This window comes from Dietzia sp. 179-F 9C3 NHS (assembly GCF_045369825.1).
Taxonomy (GTDB): domain Bacteria; phylum Actinomycetota; class Actinomycetes; order Mycobacteriales; family Mycobacteriaceae; genus Dietzia.
Genome location: NZ_JBIQES010000019.1, coordinates 11,452 through 28,033, shown reverse-complemented (window position 1 = coordinate 28,033; position 16,582 = coordinate 11,452). Strand labels below are relative to the sequence as shown.

The window sequence follows — 16,582 nt, the reverse complement described above, 5'->3', positions numbered from 1 at the left end:
CACCCTGCATGAACCAAGTATTTCAGGCCCGGGTCACCCCGCGGGGCGGACACCCTGATTGTTCAGCAGTCTCCTAGACGAGGTAGGCGAGGACCGCCGTGTGCAGACCGTCGTCGTCACTCCACGTGCCGGTGAGAGTGCCCGGGGCGCCCGCGACCGGGTGGTCGCCGTCGGAGTCGTACTCCTCGGCCACCACGCGGATAACCCGGATCTCCTCCTGCTCGGGGCGGCAGTCGCCGCCGCCGCGGATGTTCACGGGCGAGGGCGTGATGGAGCCGTCCTCCATTGCCTGGTGGTCGGCGGCCGAGTCGCGACGACAGATCGTCCGGCGGGCCTCGGCTACAAAGACGGGGTCGTGCTCGGCGGCGTACACCCAGCGCTGCCCCAGCACCGAGTGGTCCATGGTCCCGACCAGTGCGCCCCCGGCGTCCGCCAGCTCCGCGCCGCGGTAGGTGACCGGCACGTGGTACGTGGTGTCGCCGCCCTTGAGCAGGAAGCACTCCATCCCCACGGCGCCGTCGGGGTCGACGAGGCGGTACGAGGTCACCTGCTCGAGCGCGGCGGCGTCACCGTCAAACCACGGCTGATCGACGATCCACTCCCGCAGGAGGTCGATTTTCCCGGGCGTCAGGGTGGCGTCGTAGATCTGGGCGAGTCCACTCATGACGCCAGCATGCTCTGAACCGGGCCGCGCGGCAACCCGGGAGACGCGCTGCCGCAGGGGCGGCCCGGAGATTCCCGAAGGAAATCGTGCAATTCGCCGTCGTCCCAGCGCAGGGCCGGAAACTCCCGCCCCAGCAGCATCACCCTGTGACGAGTGCCACAGCGGTATCGCCTGTCGGCCGATACGGTGGGCTGCCGTGCCTCCGGGACCCCGGGGGCGAGCACGTGTGAATCCCACCAGAAAGGTGACACCACATGAAGAAGACGATCGCGGTCATCGGCTCCGCCGCCGCCCTCTCCCTCTCCGGCGCCGGAATCGCCGCCGCCCAGAGCGAGCTCCCGTTCCCCATCCCGGGCTCCTCCGATCCGACCGCCGAGGCCCCGGCCGACGACACCACGGGTGACGACGGCGCCGAGGGCGAGGACGAGAACACCGGCGAGGAGGGCACCGGCACCGAGGGCGAGGAGACCACCGACGAGGCCTCGGAGCTCGCCGCGCAGATCTGCGGCGCCGTGGCCACGATCGACGTGCTCGGCTCCGTGGGCTCGATCGCCCCGGGCCTCGAGGGCGACGACTGCGCCGTCACCGCCGACCAGGCGCTCGCGCTCGTCCAGGAGGGCGACATCCAGGGCGCGGTGGACCTCCTGACCGGCGTCGAGGTCGAGGAGCCGGCCGACGACGAGGGCACCGTCGACGAAGACACGGTCGACGAGACCGAGGCCGCCGAGGGCGCCGCCTGATCTCTCAGCCTCTCCTGACGGCCCCGGTTCCGCCACGAGCGGACCCGGGGCCGTCCGCTGTCCGGGACACCGCCACCACCAGCGACCACAGCGCGACACCGGCCGCTGCGGCCCAGAGCAGCACCATCACGTCCGGCGCCCACCGCAACCCCACCGCGGGCCCGGCCCCGAACAGGACCGGGGGCCCGGCCGCCGCGGCGCCGACCGCCGTCAGGCCCACCGCGGCCGCCGCCGCCCGCGCGAGGGGCCTTCTCGGCCGGGGGCGACGCGCCGCGACAACCGCGCCGACCAGCCCCGCGGCGCAGGTCAGCGCCAGCAGGGCCAGGACCACCGGGTACCGCCCGGGCAGGCCCGGGCTCGTCGGCGCCGCCCCGCCCAGGCGGTGCCCGACCACGGCGTCGACCGCCCGCGCGTAGGTGGACGCGTCCATCTCGCCGTACCGGTTGGCCAGCACCACCACCGCGCGGCCCCGGTCGGGGGCCACCGCGACGTGGGCGAAGTACCCGGGCACCGCACCCGAGTGGCGCAGCAGCGGCCCGTGCTCGCCGCCCAGCTCCCGGTTCCAGCCACCGGGGCGACCCCGGGGCCCCTCGCCGACCCGGCTCGTCGGCGGGTCCCGCAGCACCGCGGACGCGAACTCCCCCAGCCGCTCGGCGGAGCCGGCCTGGTAGCCGTACCCGAGTCCGGCCGGGTCGACCTCCACCGGGACCGGGCGCGGCACGGTGAGCACGGGGACGTGGCCCGGCGGCGCCTCCGCGGTGGCGGCACCGGCCTCGGCGAACGGGGCGCCGGTCGCGCGCTCGACCACGGCCTGGAGCAGGACGTAGCCGAGGCTCGAGTAGCGGAAGGTCCCGCGCTCGCCGAGATCGTCGGACCCGGCCACCCGTCGCGCGGCGGACAGGGCGTCCGGGACGTCGAGCCCGCCGTCGGTCAGGGCGAGATCGTGCGGCAGCCCGCTGGTGTGCTCGACGAGGTCGCGGACCGTGGCGCCCCGGCGCCCGAGCTCGGTGTCGGCGACCTCGGGCAGGATCTCGGCGACGGGCTGGTCGGCACGCAGCGCGCCCCGCTCCTCGAGTCCGGCGACGATCCGGGCCGTCACCGGTTTCGAGACGGACCCCCACACGAAGGGCGTGGCGAGGTCGACCGGCCGGCCCTCGCCGTCGTCGCCCCCGGCCGCCCACTCCCGGACCCCGTCGGGCCCCACCACGACGAGCACCGCGCCGGGCGCGCCCACCTCGTCGCGGAACCACCGCAGGTCCTCGGCGGCCCCGCCCGGCCCGGCTGCGGGTGGCGGTAGGGCCGCAGCGGGCGGAAGGACCGCGGCGGGCGGAAGGACCGCGGCGGGCGGAAGGACCGCGGCGGGCGAGGAGACCGCCACCACCACGACGAGGCACGCGCGGAGCACGCGGCCGAGAACGGCCGGGGGTCGAGGGCGGGTTCCGGAGCAAGCGGCCAACATGCCCCCGACGCTAGGTTCGCGGCCCCGCCGCCCACATCGGGGCGATCACCCGGTTCGACCCGCGTCCCGGCACTCAGGGCCGGGGGCTGCCCTCGCCGTCGTCCCCACCGTCGCCCTCGTCCCCGCTGCGCGCCTTCCTGGCCCGCGCCTCGGCCCTGGCCTGCGCCTTCTCCTCCTTGGCGGCCGCCTTCGCCTCGGCCCGCGCGGCCTTGGCCTCCGCCTTGGCGCGGGCCTGCTCGGCGGCCGCCTTCTCCGCGGCCAGCAGCTCGGCCTCGGCTCGGCCCTTCTTGGCCGGGTCCTCGACGGCCGGCTGGATCCGGCCGGGCTCGGTGGTCTCCATGAACTCCACGAGGATCCGCTCGACGGCCTCCGGGTTCTCGACGTGCGGGTAGTGGCCGGTGCCCTCGACGATCTCGAGGCGGCTGGTCGGCAGCGCCTCGTGCGTCTCGTAGGCGTGGGCCACGGGGATGATCGGGTCCTTGTCGCCCCAGATCAACTGGAACGGCAGCTGCCCGGCCAGGTGCAGCCGGTTGTGCGCGGAGACCGCCTGCCCGCGCCCGTCGACCACGGCGCGGAGGGTCTTGAAGAAGGTCTTACGGTGACCGGACTTGCCGAGTGACTCGTACGCGGCCCACGACTCGGACATCGCCTCGGCGCGCACGCCCTTGCCGGCGAGAAAGCGGCGCATCGCATCGCCGGCGTTGACGAACACCGGCGCGGCGGCGCCCGCCAACATGAGCTCGGCCCCCGGCACCGCGAGCATCCGCAGGACCAGGTTGACCTCCTTGCCCAGGCCGCCGCTGCCGATGAGTGCGATCCGCTCGCAGTACTCCGGGTACTGGTAGACGAACTGCATGGCCACGCCGCCGCCGAGCGACTGGCCGATCACGGTGCAGCGCGAGACGCCCTTGGCCACGAGCAGGTCGCGCAGGGCCGAGGCCATGGCGCCGAGCGAGTAGTCGTCGAAGTTCAGCGAGCTCTCGCCGTGACCGGGCAGGTCGGGCGCGATCACGTGATACCGCTTCTCCAGCCGCGGGATCATCGCGCGCCACGTCCGCGAACTGCCGGCCATGCCGTGCATGAGCATGATCGTCTGCCGGCCCTCCCCGACCCCGGACTCCCGGTAGGACAGGTGGTGTCCGTGGGTGAAGACGCGTTCTATGGTCTGTTCCATAGGAGGTTCCCCCTCGTCGGGTCGTTTGACCGCGCCGTCCTTCGTCGCAGAAAACGGACCCTGGTCCATTGTGCGGTATCGGGCGCTGGTGGCGGTGGGTGACCAGGGCGCCCCGACCCGCCGGGCCACCGCGCCGCACGAGCCCAGTGCGGACCGCTCCCGGAAGTGGTGGGGCCACCCGCTCCCTCGGAGATGTCGTAGATCTCGGCGTCGCGGCGCATGCGCTCGACCGGGTACTCGCGGGTGGAGCCCACGCCGCCCAGCGGGTGGACCGGAACAAGCGGGCCTTCTCGGTGTTCTTCATCCCGCTGGTGCCGCTGGGCTCGTCGTACTCGGCCACGTGCACCGCGTGCGCGGCAACCATGCGGCTCACCCGTGGGCAGGCAGACCAGATCCTCCACGGCGCGGCCTAACGGAAAGCACCTCTCGGTGTTTCCGTCGGGGACATAGAGTGGCCGCATGACCACCTCGTCCCGCCGTTCCCCCGTCCGCCGCGTCGTCGCCCTGTCCGCCTGCACCGCCGCCGTCGCCACCGTGCTCCTCGGCGCCGCCCCCGCGGCCGGCGCCCGGTCGGCCGAGGGCACCACCGACCTCGGCAGCGTGACCCTCACCCCGTCGGCCGCGTTCAGCGGCAGCACCACCACCTTGGACCTGCGCACCAACAGCCTCGGCATGCCCACCCCGTGGGGCAGCCGGGTGTCCATCGGCAGCCTCGGCATGTCCGGCGAGGTCCTGGACACCGCGTCGCTCGGCGTACTCGTCGGCGCCGCCGCGGTGGCCGGCGCCGTCGCGCTCGGCGGCTGATCCCGGCCCGGCGGCAGAGTCCGGGGCCCGGCAGGGCGGCATCTTACGCCCCTCCGGGCGCTCCCGCGACTGGTTGACGGCCCCCCGGCGCCTGGAAGAGTCCTGTGACACAGCAGGTCTCACCCCAGCCCCGAGAGGAGCAGTCATGGCCGCCAAGAAGAAGTCCGCCGCGTCCGGTGCCAAGTCCACCGCCAAGAAGATCGCCGACAAGGCCGAGCAGATCGCCGAGGACATCGCCGGGGGCGGCGACGTCGTGCCCGGCGCGCCCGCCGCGAAGCCCCCGACCGTCGAGGAGCCCACCGAGCCGACCGGCCCGCTGCCCACCAAGCACGACCAGTCCGGCCCAACCCCGCACAGCCCGACAGGCGAGCGGTCGTCGGACGGCGAGGACGCGAACCGGCAGCAGGGCGAGTTCCTCACCACCGCCCAGGGCGCCCGGGTCACCGACACCGACCACTCGCTCAAGGCCGGCCGCCGCGGGCCGACCCTCCTACAGGATCACCACCTGCGGGAGAAGATCATGCACTTCGACCACGAACGCATCCCGGAGCGCGTGGTCCATGCCCGCGGGGCCGGCGCGCACGGCGTGTTCCGCGCCAACGGCGCCGCCGCCAGCGTCTGCAAGGCCGGCGTGTTCGCCGAGGGCAAGGAGACCGAGGTCTTCGTCCGCTTCTCCACCGTGCTCGGCAACCGCGGCTCCGCCGACACCGTCCGCGACACCCGCGGATTCGCGACCAAGTTCTACACCGACGAGGGCACGTGGGACCTGGTCGGCAACAACATCCCCGTGTTCTTCATCCAGGACGCCATCAAGTTCCCCGACGTCGTCCACGCCGGGAAGCCGCACCCGGACCGCGAGATCCCGCAGGCCCAGAGCGCGCACGACACCTTCTGGGACTTCGTCTCCCTCCACACCGAGGCGCAGCACCACACCCTGTGGAACATGTCCGACCGCGGCATCCCGCGCTCGTATCGGATGATGGAAGGCTTCGGCATCCACACCTTCCGGCTCATCAACGACGCCGGCGAGACGAGCCTGGTGAAGTTCCACTGGAAGCCCCACCTCGGCGTCCACTCGCAGGTGTGGGAAGAGGCCCAGATCACCGCCGGCATGGACCCGGACTTCCACCGCCGCGACCTGGCCGACGCCATCGAGGCCGGCGCCTTCCCCAAGTGGGACCTCGGCATCCAGGTCTTCCCGGACACCGTCGACGAGAACGGCGTCAGCGAGATGTTCCACGGCATCGACCTGCTCGACCCGACCAAGATCGTGCCGGAGGAACTCGCGCCGGTGCAGGTCATAGGCACCATGGAGCTCAACGCCAACGTCAAGAACTTCTTCGCCGAGACCGAGCAGGTCGCTTTCCACCCAGGCCACCTCGTGCCGGGTATCGACGTCACCAACGACCCGCTCCTGCAGGGCCGGCTATTCTCCTACCTCGACACCCAGCTCACACGCCTGGGCGGGCCGAACTTCGGTCAGATCCCCATCAACCGCCCGCACGCCCCGGTCAACGACATGCTCCGGGACGGCTTCCACCAGCAGGCCGACCACGCGGGCGTGGCCCCGTATCAACCCAACACCCTCGACGGCGGTTGTCCGTTCATGGCGGGCACCACCGATGGCGCGCTGGTCGAGGTGGCGCAGGGGATCGCCGACGCGCAGATCGAACGCCGGTCTCCCGCGACTTTCGACGACCACTTCTCGCAGGCCACGCTGTTCTACGCCAGTCTCACCGACGTGGAGAGGGAGCACGTCGCCGAGGCGTACACCTTCGAACTGGGCAAATGCTACGAGGAGGCCATCAAGGCCCGGCAGGTCGAGAAACTCGCTCACATCGACCACGACCTGGCCGTCACCGTGGCCGCCGGACTGGGACTGCCCGCACCTGCGAAAGTGCCCGTCGCGGAGGTCGTCACCAGCCCGGCGCTCTCGCAGATCGGCAAGGAGTGGCCGTCGGACGGTCGCCAGATCGGCATCCTCGTCACCGAGGACTCCGACGTGGATACAGTATCCGAGCTCGTGCAGGCGGTGTTCGACGACGGCATGGTGCCGTTGGTGATCGCACCGACCGGCGGGGTTCTGGGGGACACTGAGGCCGGTACGGCCGTGCCGGTGTCCCGGACCTATCAGACGCAGCGGTCCATCGAGTTCGACGCGATCGTGGTGGTCGATCTCCCCGCCAACCCGCGCACGGACATCCTCATCAGCGAGATGTTCCGGCACAAGAAGGCCATCGCGTCGCTCGCGTCAGTCGACCGGTACACGGAATTCGGGATCACCTCGGACACGCCCGGCGTCGTTCAGGCGGACTCCGCGGGCGGGGTGGTGCCCGCGCTCAAGCCGCTGCTGGCCAACCACCGCATGTGGGAGCGGCCCGACCCGGCGCGGGTCTGAATCTCGGGTGCGGCTGCGGGCCGGGTGTGCGGCTCGGCCCCACCGCGGGCCGGGTCTGATGCTCGCCGCAGCCGCGATACCCGACCTGTGGCATGCGGAACGGAGGGGATCAGCGCGAGGACTCCATCACGGCGACGCGCTCGGGGAAGTCCTCCCGGTGGCGCCGCGCGTGCGCCCGGAACGCCTTATAGGCGCGTTCTCGCTCCGGGGAGGCGAGGAAAGCGCTGATCGCGGCGTCGACCTCCACCGGGTGCCCGCCCGCCCCCACGTCCTCGACAGTCGAGCCGTCCGATTCGGGCGTGAACTGGTTGGTCATCGGGCTCCACGAGATCGAGATCCGCACCCGGGTCGGCGCATACCCGTCTTCGGTCACCTCGACGGTCGCCCACCACTGCTCCAGCAGATCGCTCAGCGGACCCATCCCGATCGACTCCAGCGTCACAGTGGTCACGGTGGTCTCCTTCCAGGGTCATCCCGTTCCGCGGCACGCGGCCCGTGTGGCGAGAGCCTACGTCGACCCGGCTGAACGCCGACTGAGGCGACGGCGGCGGTGCCCGGACAGCTCCATGACGAGCAGCAGCGGCAGCAGGAATGCGACGCCGGCCACGGCGAGCGCCAGCCATGTGAGCGGCGCGAGACCGCGGGGGTCGGGGGCGGGTTCGGGGCCCGGTGTACTCACCTGGTGCACGCTATGCCCGCTCGCTGAAAGAACGCGAAGAACCGGTTCAGCCGGCGATCGTGGTGCCGATCCCGCGGGAACCCCGGTGCAGTAACAGGGTCGGGGAGGTTCCCGCGACCGGAGGCCGGCGGCCGCGAGTGGCGGTAGCGTCGTTGGCGTGACCGACCCGAGAGCCTCCGATCCACACAGCCCGGAGCCCCACCGCCCCGGCCCGTACCGCTTCGAGACGAACCGCGTGATCCCGGCACCCGTTTCCGAGATCTTCGCCGTGCTCTGTGATCCCGACGGCCACGTGGCCATCGACTCCTCCGGCATGCTGCAGTCCGCCGACGGCGCGGCCGTCGCCGCCGAGGGCGATACCTTCGTCGTCCACATGGACCGCGAAGCACTCGGCGACTACAACCTGGGCCACTACGACGTCACGGTGGTCATCACCCGGTTCGTTCCGCCCACCGGCGGCACCGCCGAGATCGCCTGGACCATCGAGGGCGACATCGAACCGCCCATCGGGCACGTCTACGGCTACAGGTTGACTCCTGTAGAGGATTCCGGTGACGGCCCGATGACGGACGTGCTGAGTTACTACGACTGGTCCGAAGCACACCCCGACTGGCGCGACTCGGGAGTTCTCCCGGTGCTCGACGCCAAGGCGCTCAGGGCGACGCTCGGGATCCTCGAGCGCGCGGTACGGAGAGGATACGTCCGTGGCTGAAGCCCCGAGCCCCGGCACCGGACCGGGCATGGGCGGGGGCGGGGGCGGGGGCCACGAGATCACGTTCGCCCGCGGTCCACTGCAGTTCCGCGCCGTCGACGCCGGGCCCTCCGGCGGAGAGCCGGTGGTCCTGCTCCACGGCTTCCCCCAACGCGTGAGCAGCTGGGACGCGGTCGCACCGCGCCTAAACGAGGCGGGCTTGCGGACCCTGGCCCTGGACCAACGCGGCTACTGCGCCACCGCCCGCCCGCGGGGCCGGCGTGCCTATCGCCTGCCGGAACTCGTCGGCGACGTGGTGGGCCTGCTCGACGCCGCCGGGCTGGACTCCGCGCACATCGTGGGTCACGACTGGGGTGCCGCGGTGGCGTGGGGGATCGCCGGGACGCACCCCGACCGCGTCCGGACCCTCACGGCCGTGTCGGTCCCGCACCCGGCGGCCTTCCTGCGCGCGATGGTCACCTCCGATCAGCTGCTGCGGTCCTGGTACATAGGCTTCTTCCAGCTGCCGCGGATCCCCGAGCGACTGCTCACCTCGGGCGGACCGCGCGCCGAGCGGGCGCTGGCGCGGATGGGCATGACGCCGGAGATGATCGACCGCTTCCGCCGGGAGATGGTCGCCGACGGCGCGATCCCCGGCGGCCTGGGCTGGTACCGCGCACTCCCCTGTGGTTCGCCCCGGGCCGCGACCGCGCGGGTCCGCGTGCCCACGACCTTCGTCTGGTCCGACCGGGACCCGGCGCTCGGCCGCGGCGGCGCCTTGCTGACCGGCCGCCACGTCGAGGCGGACTACCGGTTCGTCGAACTCCCCGGGGTGAGCCACTGGATCCTGGAGGAGCGGCCCGGGGAGCTGGCCGACGAGATCATCGCTCGCGTGCGCGGTTGACCGGGATCGTCGCCGCCACGGCGGCCGCCACCAGCGCGACGCCGCCGCCGATGAGCAGGCCCACCCGGAAGCCCGCCTCGGTGGGCGCGACGATCCCCTCGAAGTCCAGGGTCATCTGCGAGAGCACGACACCGATCACCGCCGCCGAGCTCGTGGTGCCGATCGACCGCATGAGGGTGTTGAAGCTGTTGGCCGAGCCCATCTCGGAGTGCGGGACGGACGCCATGATGAGCGCGGGCATCGCGCCGTACGCCAGGCCCACACCGCCGCTGATGATGATGCCCGCGGTCATCACGCCCCACGGGGATCCCATGAGGACGACGGCCGCGAGGTAGCCGGCCGCGATCACGAGCGCGCCGGAGACCAGGGTGGGCCGGGGGCCGCGGGCGATGATGAGGCGCGCGCTGAGCGGCGAGACCGCCATCATGGCCAGCCCACCGGGTGCGCTCCACAGGCCCATGGCCAACATCGACTGCCCGAGCCCGTGCCCGGTGGCCGTCGGTAGCTGCAGCACCTGGGGCAGCACGAGCAGCTGGGCGTACAGGCCCATGCCCACGAGCACCGAGGCGATGTTGGTCATGAGCACGGGCGGGTGCGCGGCGATCCGCAGGTCGACCAGCGGCGACGGATGGCGCAGGACCCACCACCCCCACGCGGCGAACGCCACCACGGCCAGAACGACCAGGCCGCCGGTGATCCCGCTCGTCCAGCCCCAGTCCGCGCCCTTGGACACGGCCAGCAGGAGCGAGATGAGCGCCACCGCGAGGCCGAGGGCCCCCACGACGTCGAGGGTGCCGTCGGGTTTGGCCGCCGGGACCGACTCGAGCCGGAGGGCCATGAGCACCATGATCGCCGCGCCCAGGGCACTCGAGCCCCAGAACATCCACTGCCACGAGCCGTACTGCGCGAGCGCCGCCGCGGCCGGCAGTCCGAGTGCGCCGCCCACGCCGAGCGAGGAGCTCATGAAGCTGATCGCGGACGGCAGCCGCGGGGCCGGGAGCGACTCGCGCATGGTCGCGATGCCGATGGGGATCACACCGATGCCCATCCCCTGCAGCGCCCGGCCGATGAGCATCGGCCACAGGGAGGTGGCCAGCGCGCACAGCACCGACCCCAGCACCATCACCGCCGTGCACCCGATGAGCACGTACTTCTTGGGGTAGAGGTCGCCGAGCCGGCCCATCACCGGCCCGGCCACGGCGCCCGAGAGGAGCGTGACCGTGACGACCCAGGTGGCGTTGGTCGCCGACGTGCCGAGGATCTCCGGCAGCCGGCCGAGCAGCGGGATCACGAGGGTCTGCGTGAGCGACATGACGATCCCGGCGAAGGACAGAACGGCGATGAGCACGTTCTCCCGCGACCGCACAGCGTCTCCGCTCCGCGTCCTGCCGCCCATACCGCGCCTCTTCCACCCGTGGTTCACCGTGATTTCGGAACACTACAGACCGGGGTGGAACACGTTCCCACCGCTCCGGTCTCCGGCTAGCCTGCCCGGTATGGCCTTCCTCGTGAAGTACGGCCTGGTCGTGCTCGCGCTCGGCGCGTGGACCGGCTGGATCGTCGCCGCCCAACTCGCCTTTCCCGCGGTGTTCGAGCGCCTCCGGGTGCGCGAGCCGCGGCGGCTCCTGCAGCTGCACCTGGACTACGTGATCATGGGCGTGCTCGTCATCGCCGTCGGCGCGATCCTGCCCGACCTGCCGGTGTGGGTCCAGGTGCTGCTCGTCATCGGCACCCTGCTCAACCCGCTGCTGTTCCTGCCGCTGGCCTTCCTGCCGCACGCGCCCAGGACGCTCTGGTACCAGCTGCTCAGCGTGTTCTCGTTCGCCTGCGTCACGGCGAGCCTCACCGCCGCGGCCGCGATCGGCGTGGCCGCCTGACCTCCCCCGGCATCTGCTCCGGCATCTGCTCCTGCAGCTGCCCGCCACGGACGGCACGAGCCGGGGCAGCTGCCGCGTCTTTCCACCGCTGCCCCTTTACGTGCACGTCTGCCACGGCGCGCGCCGGGGCGGACGTGCGCGAAAGGGGGCGAGGCGCCCGCCCCTGGACCCAACGCCCCTACAGCAGCGCCTCGGCCGCCCGGCGCCAGTCGTCCACCGGCGGGACCAGAACGTTCTCGCCGAGCACCTGCACCAGGACCGTCGAGGCGCCGGCGTCGAGGTGTTCCTGCACGCGGGCGCGGGTCGCCTCCAGGCCGCGCGTGACCAGGGCCTCCTTGAGTCGGTCGCTGCCGCCACGGACGTAGTCGGACTCGTCGAAGCCCTGCCGGGTCCAGGAGTTCCGGTAGTTGGGCAGGCCGGTGTAGATGTTCAGGTGGTCATGGGCGCGGGAACGCCACACCTCGTCGTCGTCCTCCACCCCCGGGGCCAGGACCGCGGCGTGCTCCACGACCAGGGCGGGCCCCTCCTCGCCGGGGCCGTTCCCCCCGGTGCCGCCGAGGATCTCCCGCGCCCGGGCGGTGTGCTCGGGCAGCGTGAGGTAGGGGTGCGCGCCGGCGGTGCGGTCGCGCGAGAGCTCGAGCATCTTCGGGCCGAGCGCGGCCAGCACGACCGGCGGCATCACGTCTTCCCCGGCTGCGGTTCCGCGGGTGCCGTCGAGCGCGTCGAGGTACTCGCGCATCGCGGCGAGCGGGCGGCCGTAGGTGTGTCCGCGGAGCCGCTCGACCAGCGGCGCGTGCGAGACGCCGAGCCCCAGCACGAAGCGGCCCGGATGCAGCGCCTCGATCGTGCGGGCGGCGGCTCCCGCGGCGGAGGCGTCGCGTCCATAGATGTTGGCGATGCCGGTGCCGATCGCCATCCGCCGCGTCGCGCCCAGGTACAGCTGCGCGGCGGTCAACGCCTCGCGGCCCACCGCCTCGCCGAACCACAGCGAACCCCAGCCCTGCTCGTCCAGTTCGCCGAGCAGGTCCGGGATCGCGGCCGCACGCACCCCCTCCAGCGAGCCGGTCCACAGGCCGACGCGACCCAGGTGCGCGCGGCCGGCGGGGGTCGGGGCGGTGTCCTCGGGCGTGACGGCGCTCATTCCTACGAGTGTGCCCGTTCCGGCGGCGCCGGCGCAGCGGTCGCGACACACTTGCCGAGGCGCGCCGCCTCCCGCGGACCCGAGCGGGGACGGCGCACGACGCGAGGGAGAGCTGCCTGATGTACGAGTGGTCCGAGACCGACCTCATGGCGCGCGACGCCGTCCGCGCCTTTATCGACAAGGAGATCCGCCCGAATCTCGACGCGCTGGAGAGCGGCGAGATCCCGCCGTATCCCATCATCCGGAAGCTGTTCGCGGAGTTCGGGATAGACGCCATGGCCCGCGACGGCGTGGAGAAGGCCCTGGCCCGTGAGCGGGCGAACGGCAACGGCGATGCACCGGGTGGAGTGGACGGTGACACGCCTGTGGACGGCTCCGCCTCTGGTGACGACGACGCCACCGGGCCGTCCGACACCGGGGGCGGTGGCGGCGCCTTCGGCGGCCGGGACTCGCTCATGGTCGTGGTGATCAGCGAACTGGCGGGGGTGTGCATGGGCCTGGTGTCGGCGCTCGGGGTGAGTCTCGGGCTGGGTGCCACGACCATCATGTCGCGGGGGACGCTGGCGCAGAAGGAACGCTGGCTGCCGGGGATCGTGACCATGGAGAAGGTGGCCTCGTGGGCGATCACCGAGCCGGACTCGGGCTCGGACGCGTTCGGCGGGATGCGGACCTACGTCCGTCGCGACGGCGAGGACTACATCCTCAACGGCCAGAAGACGTTCATCACCAACGGCCCGTATGCCGACGTGATGATCGTCTACGCCAAACTCGATGACGGCGGTTCGGGCGGCGGCGAGTCCGCTGAGGACAAACGCAACCGCAAGGTGCTCACCTTTGTGCTCGACAAGGGCATGGAAGGGCTCACCCAGAGTGCGCCCTTCGCCAAGATGGGACTGCACAGTTCCCCCACCGGCGAGCTGTTCTTCAACGACGTCCGCCTGGGCCGCGACCGGCTGCTCGGCGAGTCCGAGGAGGGCCGCGGCGGGGACGGGCGCGAATCCGCGCGGTCGAGTTTCACGGCCGAGCGCACGGGCGTGGCGATCATGGCGCTCGGGATCATTGAAGAATGTCGCCGGCTGTGCATCGACTACGCGCGCGAGCGGACGCTGTGGGGCCAGGAGATCGGGAAGTTCCAACTGATCCAGCTCAAGCTCGCCAAAATGGAGATCGCGCGACTCAACGTCCAGAACATGGTCTTCCACTCGATCGAGCGTGCCCGGGCCGGGAAGCCGCTGTCGCTGGCGGAGGCCTCGGCCATGAAGCTGTACTCGTCCGAGGCCGCCACGGACGTGGCGATGGACGCCGTGCAGCTGTTCGGCGGCAACGGCTACATGGCCGAATACCGGGTGGAGCAGCTGGCCCGCGACGCCAAGTCGCTCATGATCTACGCGGGCAGCAACGAGATCCAGGTGACCCACATCGCCAAAGGGCTGCTGGAGACCGGCGAGCGGTTCGCTCTGGCGGCCGAGGGACTCACCCATGTCTCCGGATAGTGCACTGGTAGCCACCCCTGTCGGGACGATGACACTCGCGGACTTTCTCCCCACCCGTGCCTTCGAACTGACCGTCCACGGAATCGACCTCGCGTCGGCATCTCAGCAGCCGATCCCACATGCACACATCGCGCACTGGCCGAGGCGCAGAGGAGCCACTGCCGACCACGGCACTCATGCCCGGCAGTGGCCTGCGGGCGCGGTCAGGCGCCGTCTGCGTTGCTGCGGTGGCGTCGGTTCCTCACCTGCGCGATAAGGACGGGCACAATCAGACCGGTGAGGGCGATCGCTAGATAGAGGCCCGTGCGGTCGCCGCTGGTCTGCAGCATCTCCGGCGGTTCGGGGGTGTTAGACGCATCCAGCACACTGTTGGTGTCGGCGCCACTGATCACTCCCTGGATCCACGGTGCGGAACCGGCGACCGTCGTGATGGCGGCGCTCGGCGACGGCAGATCCGGGTCGCCATTCGACGTGCCCGCCGTGGCAACGCCGGCAACCTTTCCGCCGACGAAGAACGGGGCACCCGAATCACCGCCCTGGGTGCCTTCACCTCCCAGCGAATGAACATCGATGATATCGCTGGCGATCATGGCGGTAACCGACGGATCACCACCGGCGGGGACGTCATCCGATGCGCCCGGCGCGGTCATCCCCGGCCCCTCATCGATCGATCCACCTGGGGCGTCGCCGCTGTCGTCGGTGAGCGGTCCGCCGAAGGCGGGGATGCTCTCGGTGCCATCGGGTGAGATCGACGGCTGCACGCTGCCGTCGACGATCGGCCCTCCCGGTGCCGGCACGGATTCGACGCCGCCGACATCGCCCGGGTCACCCATCTCCCCGCCCTCGTGTGGGGCCTGTGCCATTCCACCAAGGATCTCCTTCACCTCCATGCGGGCCATCGGGAGCTTTCCTTTCCGGGCCAACGACGAGCTGCTGCTCCAGCCGTAGAGGGTGCCGATGTCACCGGGCTGGGGCACCTCGGAAGCGATGTCGACAGGCTTGACGGACGTCACCTTGCGGTCGAGGTGCATGAGACCGATGTCCGCCGTGGGTGCCATCGCCCACGAGTCGATGTCGAAGACTTCGTCTCCGATGCGGGCCTGCGAGCCCTCGTTGTTCACCGACTCGAGACAGTGCCGGGCAGTGAGAACCCACTGATCCGCGATGAGGGATCCGGTGCAGTCTCCGAAGCCTCCGGCGCGGCCGATTTTCAGGGAGACGGTCGCATTGCTTTCCGGCGACGAGGGCGCTTCTTGGGCATGCTCCAATGCGTGAGCCGGCGTAGCACCGAAGGCCAGGAACCCGGCCACGAATGCCGCAGCGATTGCCTTTGCATTTTTCACTTGTGAGCCCTTCTTCCAGCCGGAATCGCAGTCGTGATGATGGTAGCGACGAGTCGCTCCACGGGGCCTTGCCCCACGAAGTGTTTCCACAGCGCTGAAACGACCAGGAAGAACACGACAAAGCCCCCTGCGGAAAGCGTGGAATGCAGTGCAACGTTGTGCTGCCAGTAGTAGGCGGTGAGGACATGCAGCATGTAGACGGTCAAAGACATCGAGCCCATGGCGGCAACGGGGAAAGAAAGCTTCGGCGCCTTCTCGCCCACGAGGAGGCACACGTGGAGAATGACGGCGGATGCGGCCACCGAGAGAAGGATTTCACCCAAGACGCCCGTGTGGCCCGTGAACCGCAACCAGCCGGGCACGTTCATCTGGAACCGGAAGTACATGCCGATCGCAACGACGACGAGGCTCACGCCGGTGACCACCCACGACGTGGACTTTCGCCGCTCGGAACCGGTGACGAAGCACTTCACGTAGACCTCGTACAGCAGCATGCCGCCGATGAAGTACGCAATCCACGCAAGCAGCGGGTAGATCTGGGGCAGCGTGTACGGGGCGTATCGAAATGTAGCTGCAGCCGACGCGGCGGCGAACAGAGCCATTTTCCACCAGACGTTCAAGGGGGGAACCCAGGAGACGATGATCATGGTCATGCCCATCACCACCAGAACGACCTGGATTTGGCCGCCGACCGGGAGCAATGCCAGGCCCAGCAGGAGAACGACGCTTCCTCGGACGATGAGACGGAGGAGCGTATCGAATGAGTAGTTGCGCCCGATTACCATGAGCGTCGTTCCCGCGATCACCGCAAACAGCGCCGATGGCACACCGTTCATGATGACCTTCGTGCTCCACAACAATGAAGCCATGTGCACGATTATCATTCCGATAATCGCGAGACCGCGGGCCACATCCAAGCCCACAATGCGCGAAGGTGTAGACACCTATATTCCGCCCCTTCTGTGCGCGCACGTGAAAACGCGCGTTCCATGACCACACCGCCCACGGGCCATCATGGCCGGGGTCGGCGCGAAGTCCGTTACCGTGACAGCCGAGTGAAACAAGTCAAGGTAAGTCGGACCAAACGGATACCTAAGGCCTGCCTTTGATGTCTTTAGTGCTCTGCTGACAGTGCGGGCTGCGGGTCACCGGTGATCGATCGTCCCGCCGCATCGGCGGCGCTCGTGCAGCGCTTCTCAGCTCTGGTCGTGTGGC

16 protein-coding genes and 1 pseudogene are annotated in these 16,582 nt (G+C 70.8%); 8 read left to right on the top strand and 9 right to left on the bottom strand.

Annotation, left to right across the window (positions count from 1 at the left end; translation table 11 throughout):
* Positions 1 to 73 precede the first annotated feature (73 nt).
* Positions 74 to 664, bottom strand: a complete 591-nt coding sequence (locus ACH0BZ_RS15520) for a maltokinase N-terminal cap-like domain-containing protein (RefSeq protein ID WP_406899605.1) — start codon at positions 662 to 664, stop codon at positions 74 to 76.
* A gap of 254 nt (positions 665 to 918) precedes the next feature.
* On the opposite strand from ACH0BZ_RS15520, the gene ACH0BZ_RS15515 reads away from it, so the two are divergent.
* The gene (locus ACH0BZ_RS15515) at positions 919 to 1,404 is read left to right on the top strand and encodes a hypothetical protein (protein WP_406899604.1); all 486 of its coding nucleotides are present in this window, start codon (positions 919 to 921) and stop codon (positions 1,402 to 1,404) included.
* Positions 1,405 to 1,408: 4 nt separating this feature from the next.
* Here ACH0BZ_RS15515 and ACH0BZ_RS15510 read toward each other — a convergent pair whose 3' ends face one another.
* Both ACH0BZ_RS15510 and ACH0BZ_RS15505 read right to left on the bottom strand, forming a co-directional pair.
* Entirely contained in the window at positions 1,409 to 2,863 is a 1,455-nt protein-coding gene (locus ACH0BZ_RS15510; protein ID WP_406899603.1) for a serine hydrolase domain-containing protein, read from the bottom strand.
* Between the two features lie 328 nt (positions 2,864 to 3,191).
* Positions 3,192 to 4,037 (bottom strand): annotated as a pseudogene (locus ACH0BZ_RS15505) (alpha/beta fold hydrolase); the annotation flags it as partial.
* 146 nt (positions 4,038 to 4,183) lie between these two features.
* On the opposite strand from ACH0BZ_RS15505, the gene ACH0BZ_RS15500 reads away from it, so the two are divergent.
* The 3 genes from ACH0BZ_RS15500 (at position 4,184) to ACH0BZ_RS15490 (ending at position 7,239) form a co-directional block, all read left to right on the top strand.
* Positions 4,184 to 4,450 (top strand): zinc-ribbon domain-containing protein, encoded by a 267-nt coding sequence (locus ACH0BZ_RS15500; RefSeq protein WP_406899602.1) that lies wholly within the window; start codon positions 4,184 to 4,186, stop codon positions 4,448 to 4,450.
* 46 nt (positions 4,451 to 4,496) lie between these two features.
* Positions 4,497 to 4,841 (top strand): hypothetical protein, encoded by a 345-nt coding sequence (locus ACH0BZ_RS15495; protein ID WP_406899601.1) that lies wholly within the window; start codon positions 4,497 to 4,499, stop codon positions 4,839 to 4,841.
* Positions 4,842 to 4,986: 145 nt separating this feature from the next.
* Entirely contained in the window at positions 4,987 to 7,239 is a 2,253-nt protein-coding gene (locus tag ACH0BZ_RS15490; RefSeq protein WP_406899599.1) for a catalase, read from the top strand.
* Positions 7,240 to 7,348: 109 nt separating this feature from the next.
* Here ACH0BZ_RS15490 and ACH0BZ_RS15485 read toward each other — a convergent pair whose 3' ends face one another.
* Both ACH0BZ_RS15485 and ACH0BZ_RS15480 read right to left on the bottom strand, forming a co-directional pair.
* A complete protein-coding gene (locus tag ACH0BZ_RS15485) occupies positions 7,349 to 7,690 on the bottom strand; it encodes a hypothetical protein (protein WP_406899598.1) in 342 nt (113 codons plus the stop codon).
* 57 nt (positions 7,691 to 7,747) lie between these two features.
* On the bottom strand, positions 7,748 to 7,918 hold the full coding sequence (locus ACH0BZ_RS15480) for a hypothetical protein (RefSeq protein ID WP_406899597.1): 171 nt from the start codon (positions 7,916 to 7,918) through the stop codon (positions 7,748 to 7,750).
* 157 nt (positions 7,919 to 8,075) lie between these two features.
* On the opposite strand from ACH0BZ_RS15480, the gene ACH0BZ_RS15475 reads away from it, so the two are divergent.
* Both ACH0BZ_RS15475 and ACH0BZ_RS15470 read left to right on the top strand, forming a co-directional pair.
* A complete protein-coding gene (locus ACH0BZ_RS15475) occupies positions 8,076 to 8,630 on the top strand; it encodes a polyketide cyclase (protein ID WP_406899596.1) in 555 nt (184 codons plus the stop codon).
* A 28-nt stretch (positions 8,631 to 8,658) separates the two neighbouring features.
* Positions 8,659 to 9,513, top strand: coding sequence for an alpha/beta fold hydrolase (locus ACH0BZ_RS15470; protein ID WP_406899606.1), 855 nt, complete (start codon positions 8,659 to 8,661; stop codon positions 9,511 to 9,513).
* Here ACH0BZ_RS15470 and ACH0BZ_RS15465 read toward each other — a convergent pair.
* Positions 9,491 to 10,909 carry an MFS transporter gene (locus ACH0BZ_RS15465; protein WP_406899594.1) on the bottom strand — a complete coding sequence of 473 codons (1,419 nt, stop codon included), beginning with the start codon at positions 10,907 to 10,909 and terminating at the stop codon, positions 9,491 to 9,493. The two genes, ACH0BZ_RS15470 and ACH0BZ_RS15465, sit on opposite strands and share 23 nt — an antisense overlap.
* Positions 10,910 to 11,009: 100 nt before the next feature.
* Between ACH0BZ_RS15465 and ACH0BZ_RS15460 the strand changes: the two genes are divergently transcribed.
* Positions 11,010 to 11,390, top strand: a complete 381-nt coding sequence (locus tag ACH0BZ_RS15460) for a hypothetical protein (protein ID WP_406899592.1) — start codon at positions 11,010 to 11,012, stop codon at positions 11,388 to 11,390.
* 178 nt (positions 11,391 to 11,568) lie between these two features.
* Here the strand turns inward: ACH0BZ_RS15460 and ACH0BZ_RS15455 are convergent, their stop codons facing one another.
* The gene (locus ACH0BZ_RS15455) at positions 11,569 to 12,531 is read right to left on the bottom strand and encodes a TIGR03620 family F420-dependent LLM class oxidoreductase (protein WP_406899591.1); all 963 of its coding nucleotides are present in this window, start codon (positions 12,529 to 12,531) and stop codon (positions 11,569 to 11,571) included.
* A 119-nt stretch (positions 12,532 to 12,650) separates the two neighbouring features.
* On the opposite strand from ACH0BZ_RS15455, the gene ACH0BZ_RS15450 reads away from it, so the two are divergent.
* Positions 12,651 to 14,024, top strand: a complete 1,374-nt coding sequence (locus tag ACH0BZ_RS15450; RefSeq protein ID WP_406899590.1) for an acyl-CoA dehydrogenase family protein — start codon at positions 12,651 to 12,653, stop codon at positions 14,022 to 14,024.
* Positions 14,025 to 14,227: 203 nt separating this feature from the next.
* On the opposite strand, the gene ACH0BZ_RS15445 is transcribed toward ACH0BZ_RS15450, so the two are convergent.
* Both ACH0BZ_RS15445 and ACH0BZ_RS15440 read right to left on the bottom strand, forming a co-directional pair.
* Positions 14,228 to 15,367 carry a trypsin-like serine protease gene (locus ACH0BZ_RS15445; RefSeq protein ID WP_406899589.1) on the bottom strand — a complete coding sequence of 380 codons (1,140 nt, stop codon included), beginning with the start codon at positions 15,365 to 15,367 and terminating at the stop codon, positions 14,228 to 14,230.
* Positions 15,364 to 16,311, bottom strand: a complete 948-nt coding sequence (locus tag ACH0BZ_RS15440) for a DUF418 domain-containing protein (protein WP_406899587.1) — start codon at positions 16,309 to 16,311, stop codon at positions 15,364 to 15,366. Before ACH0BZ_RS15440 ends, ACH0BZ_RS15445 begins: the two co-directional genes overlap by 4 nt.
* Positions 16,312 to 16,582: the final 271 nt, after the last annotated feature.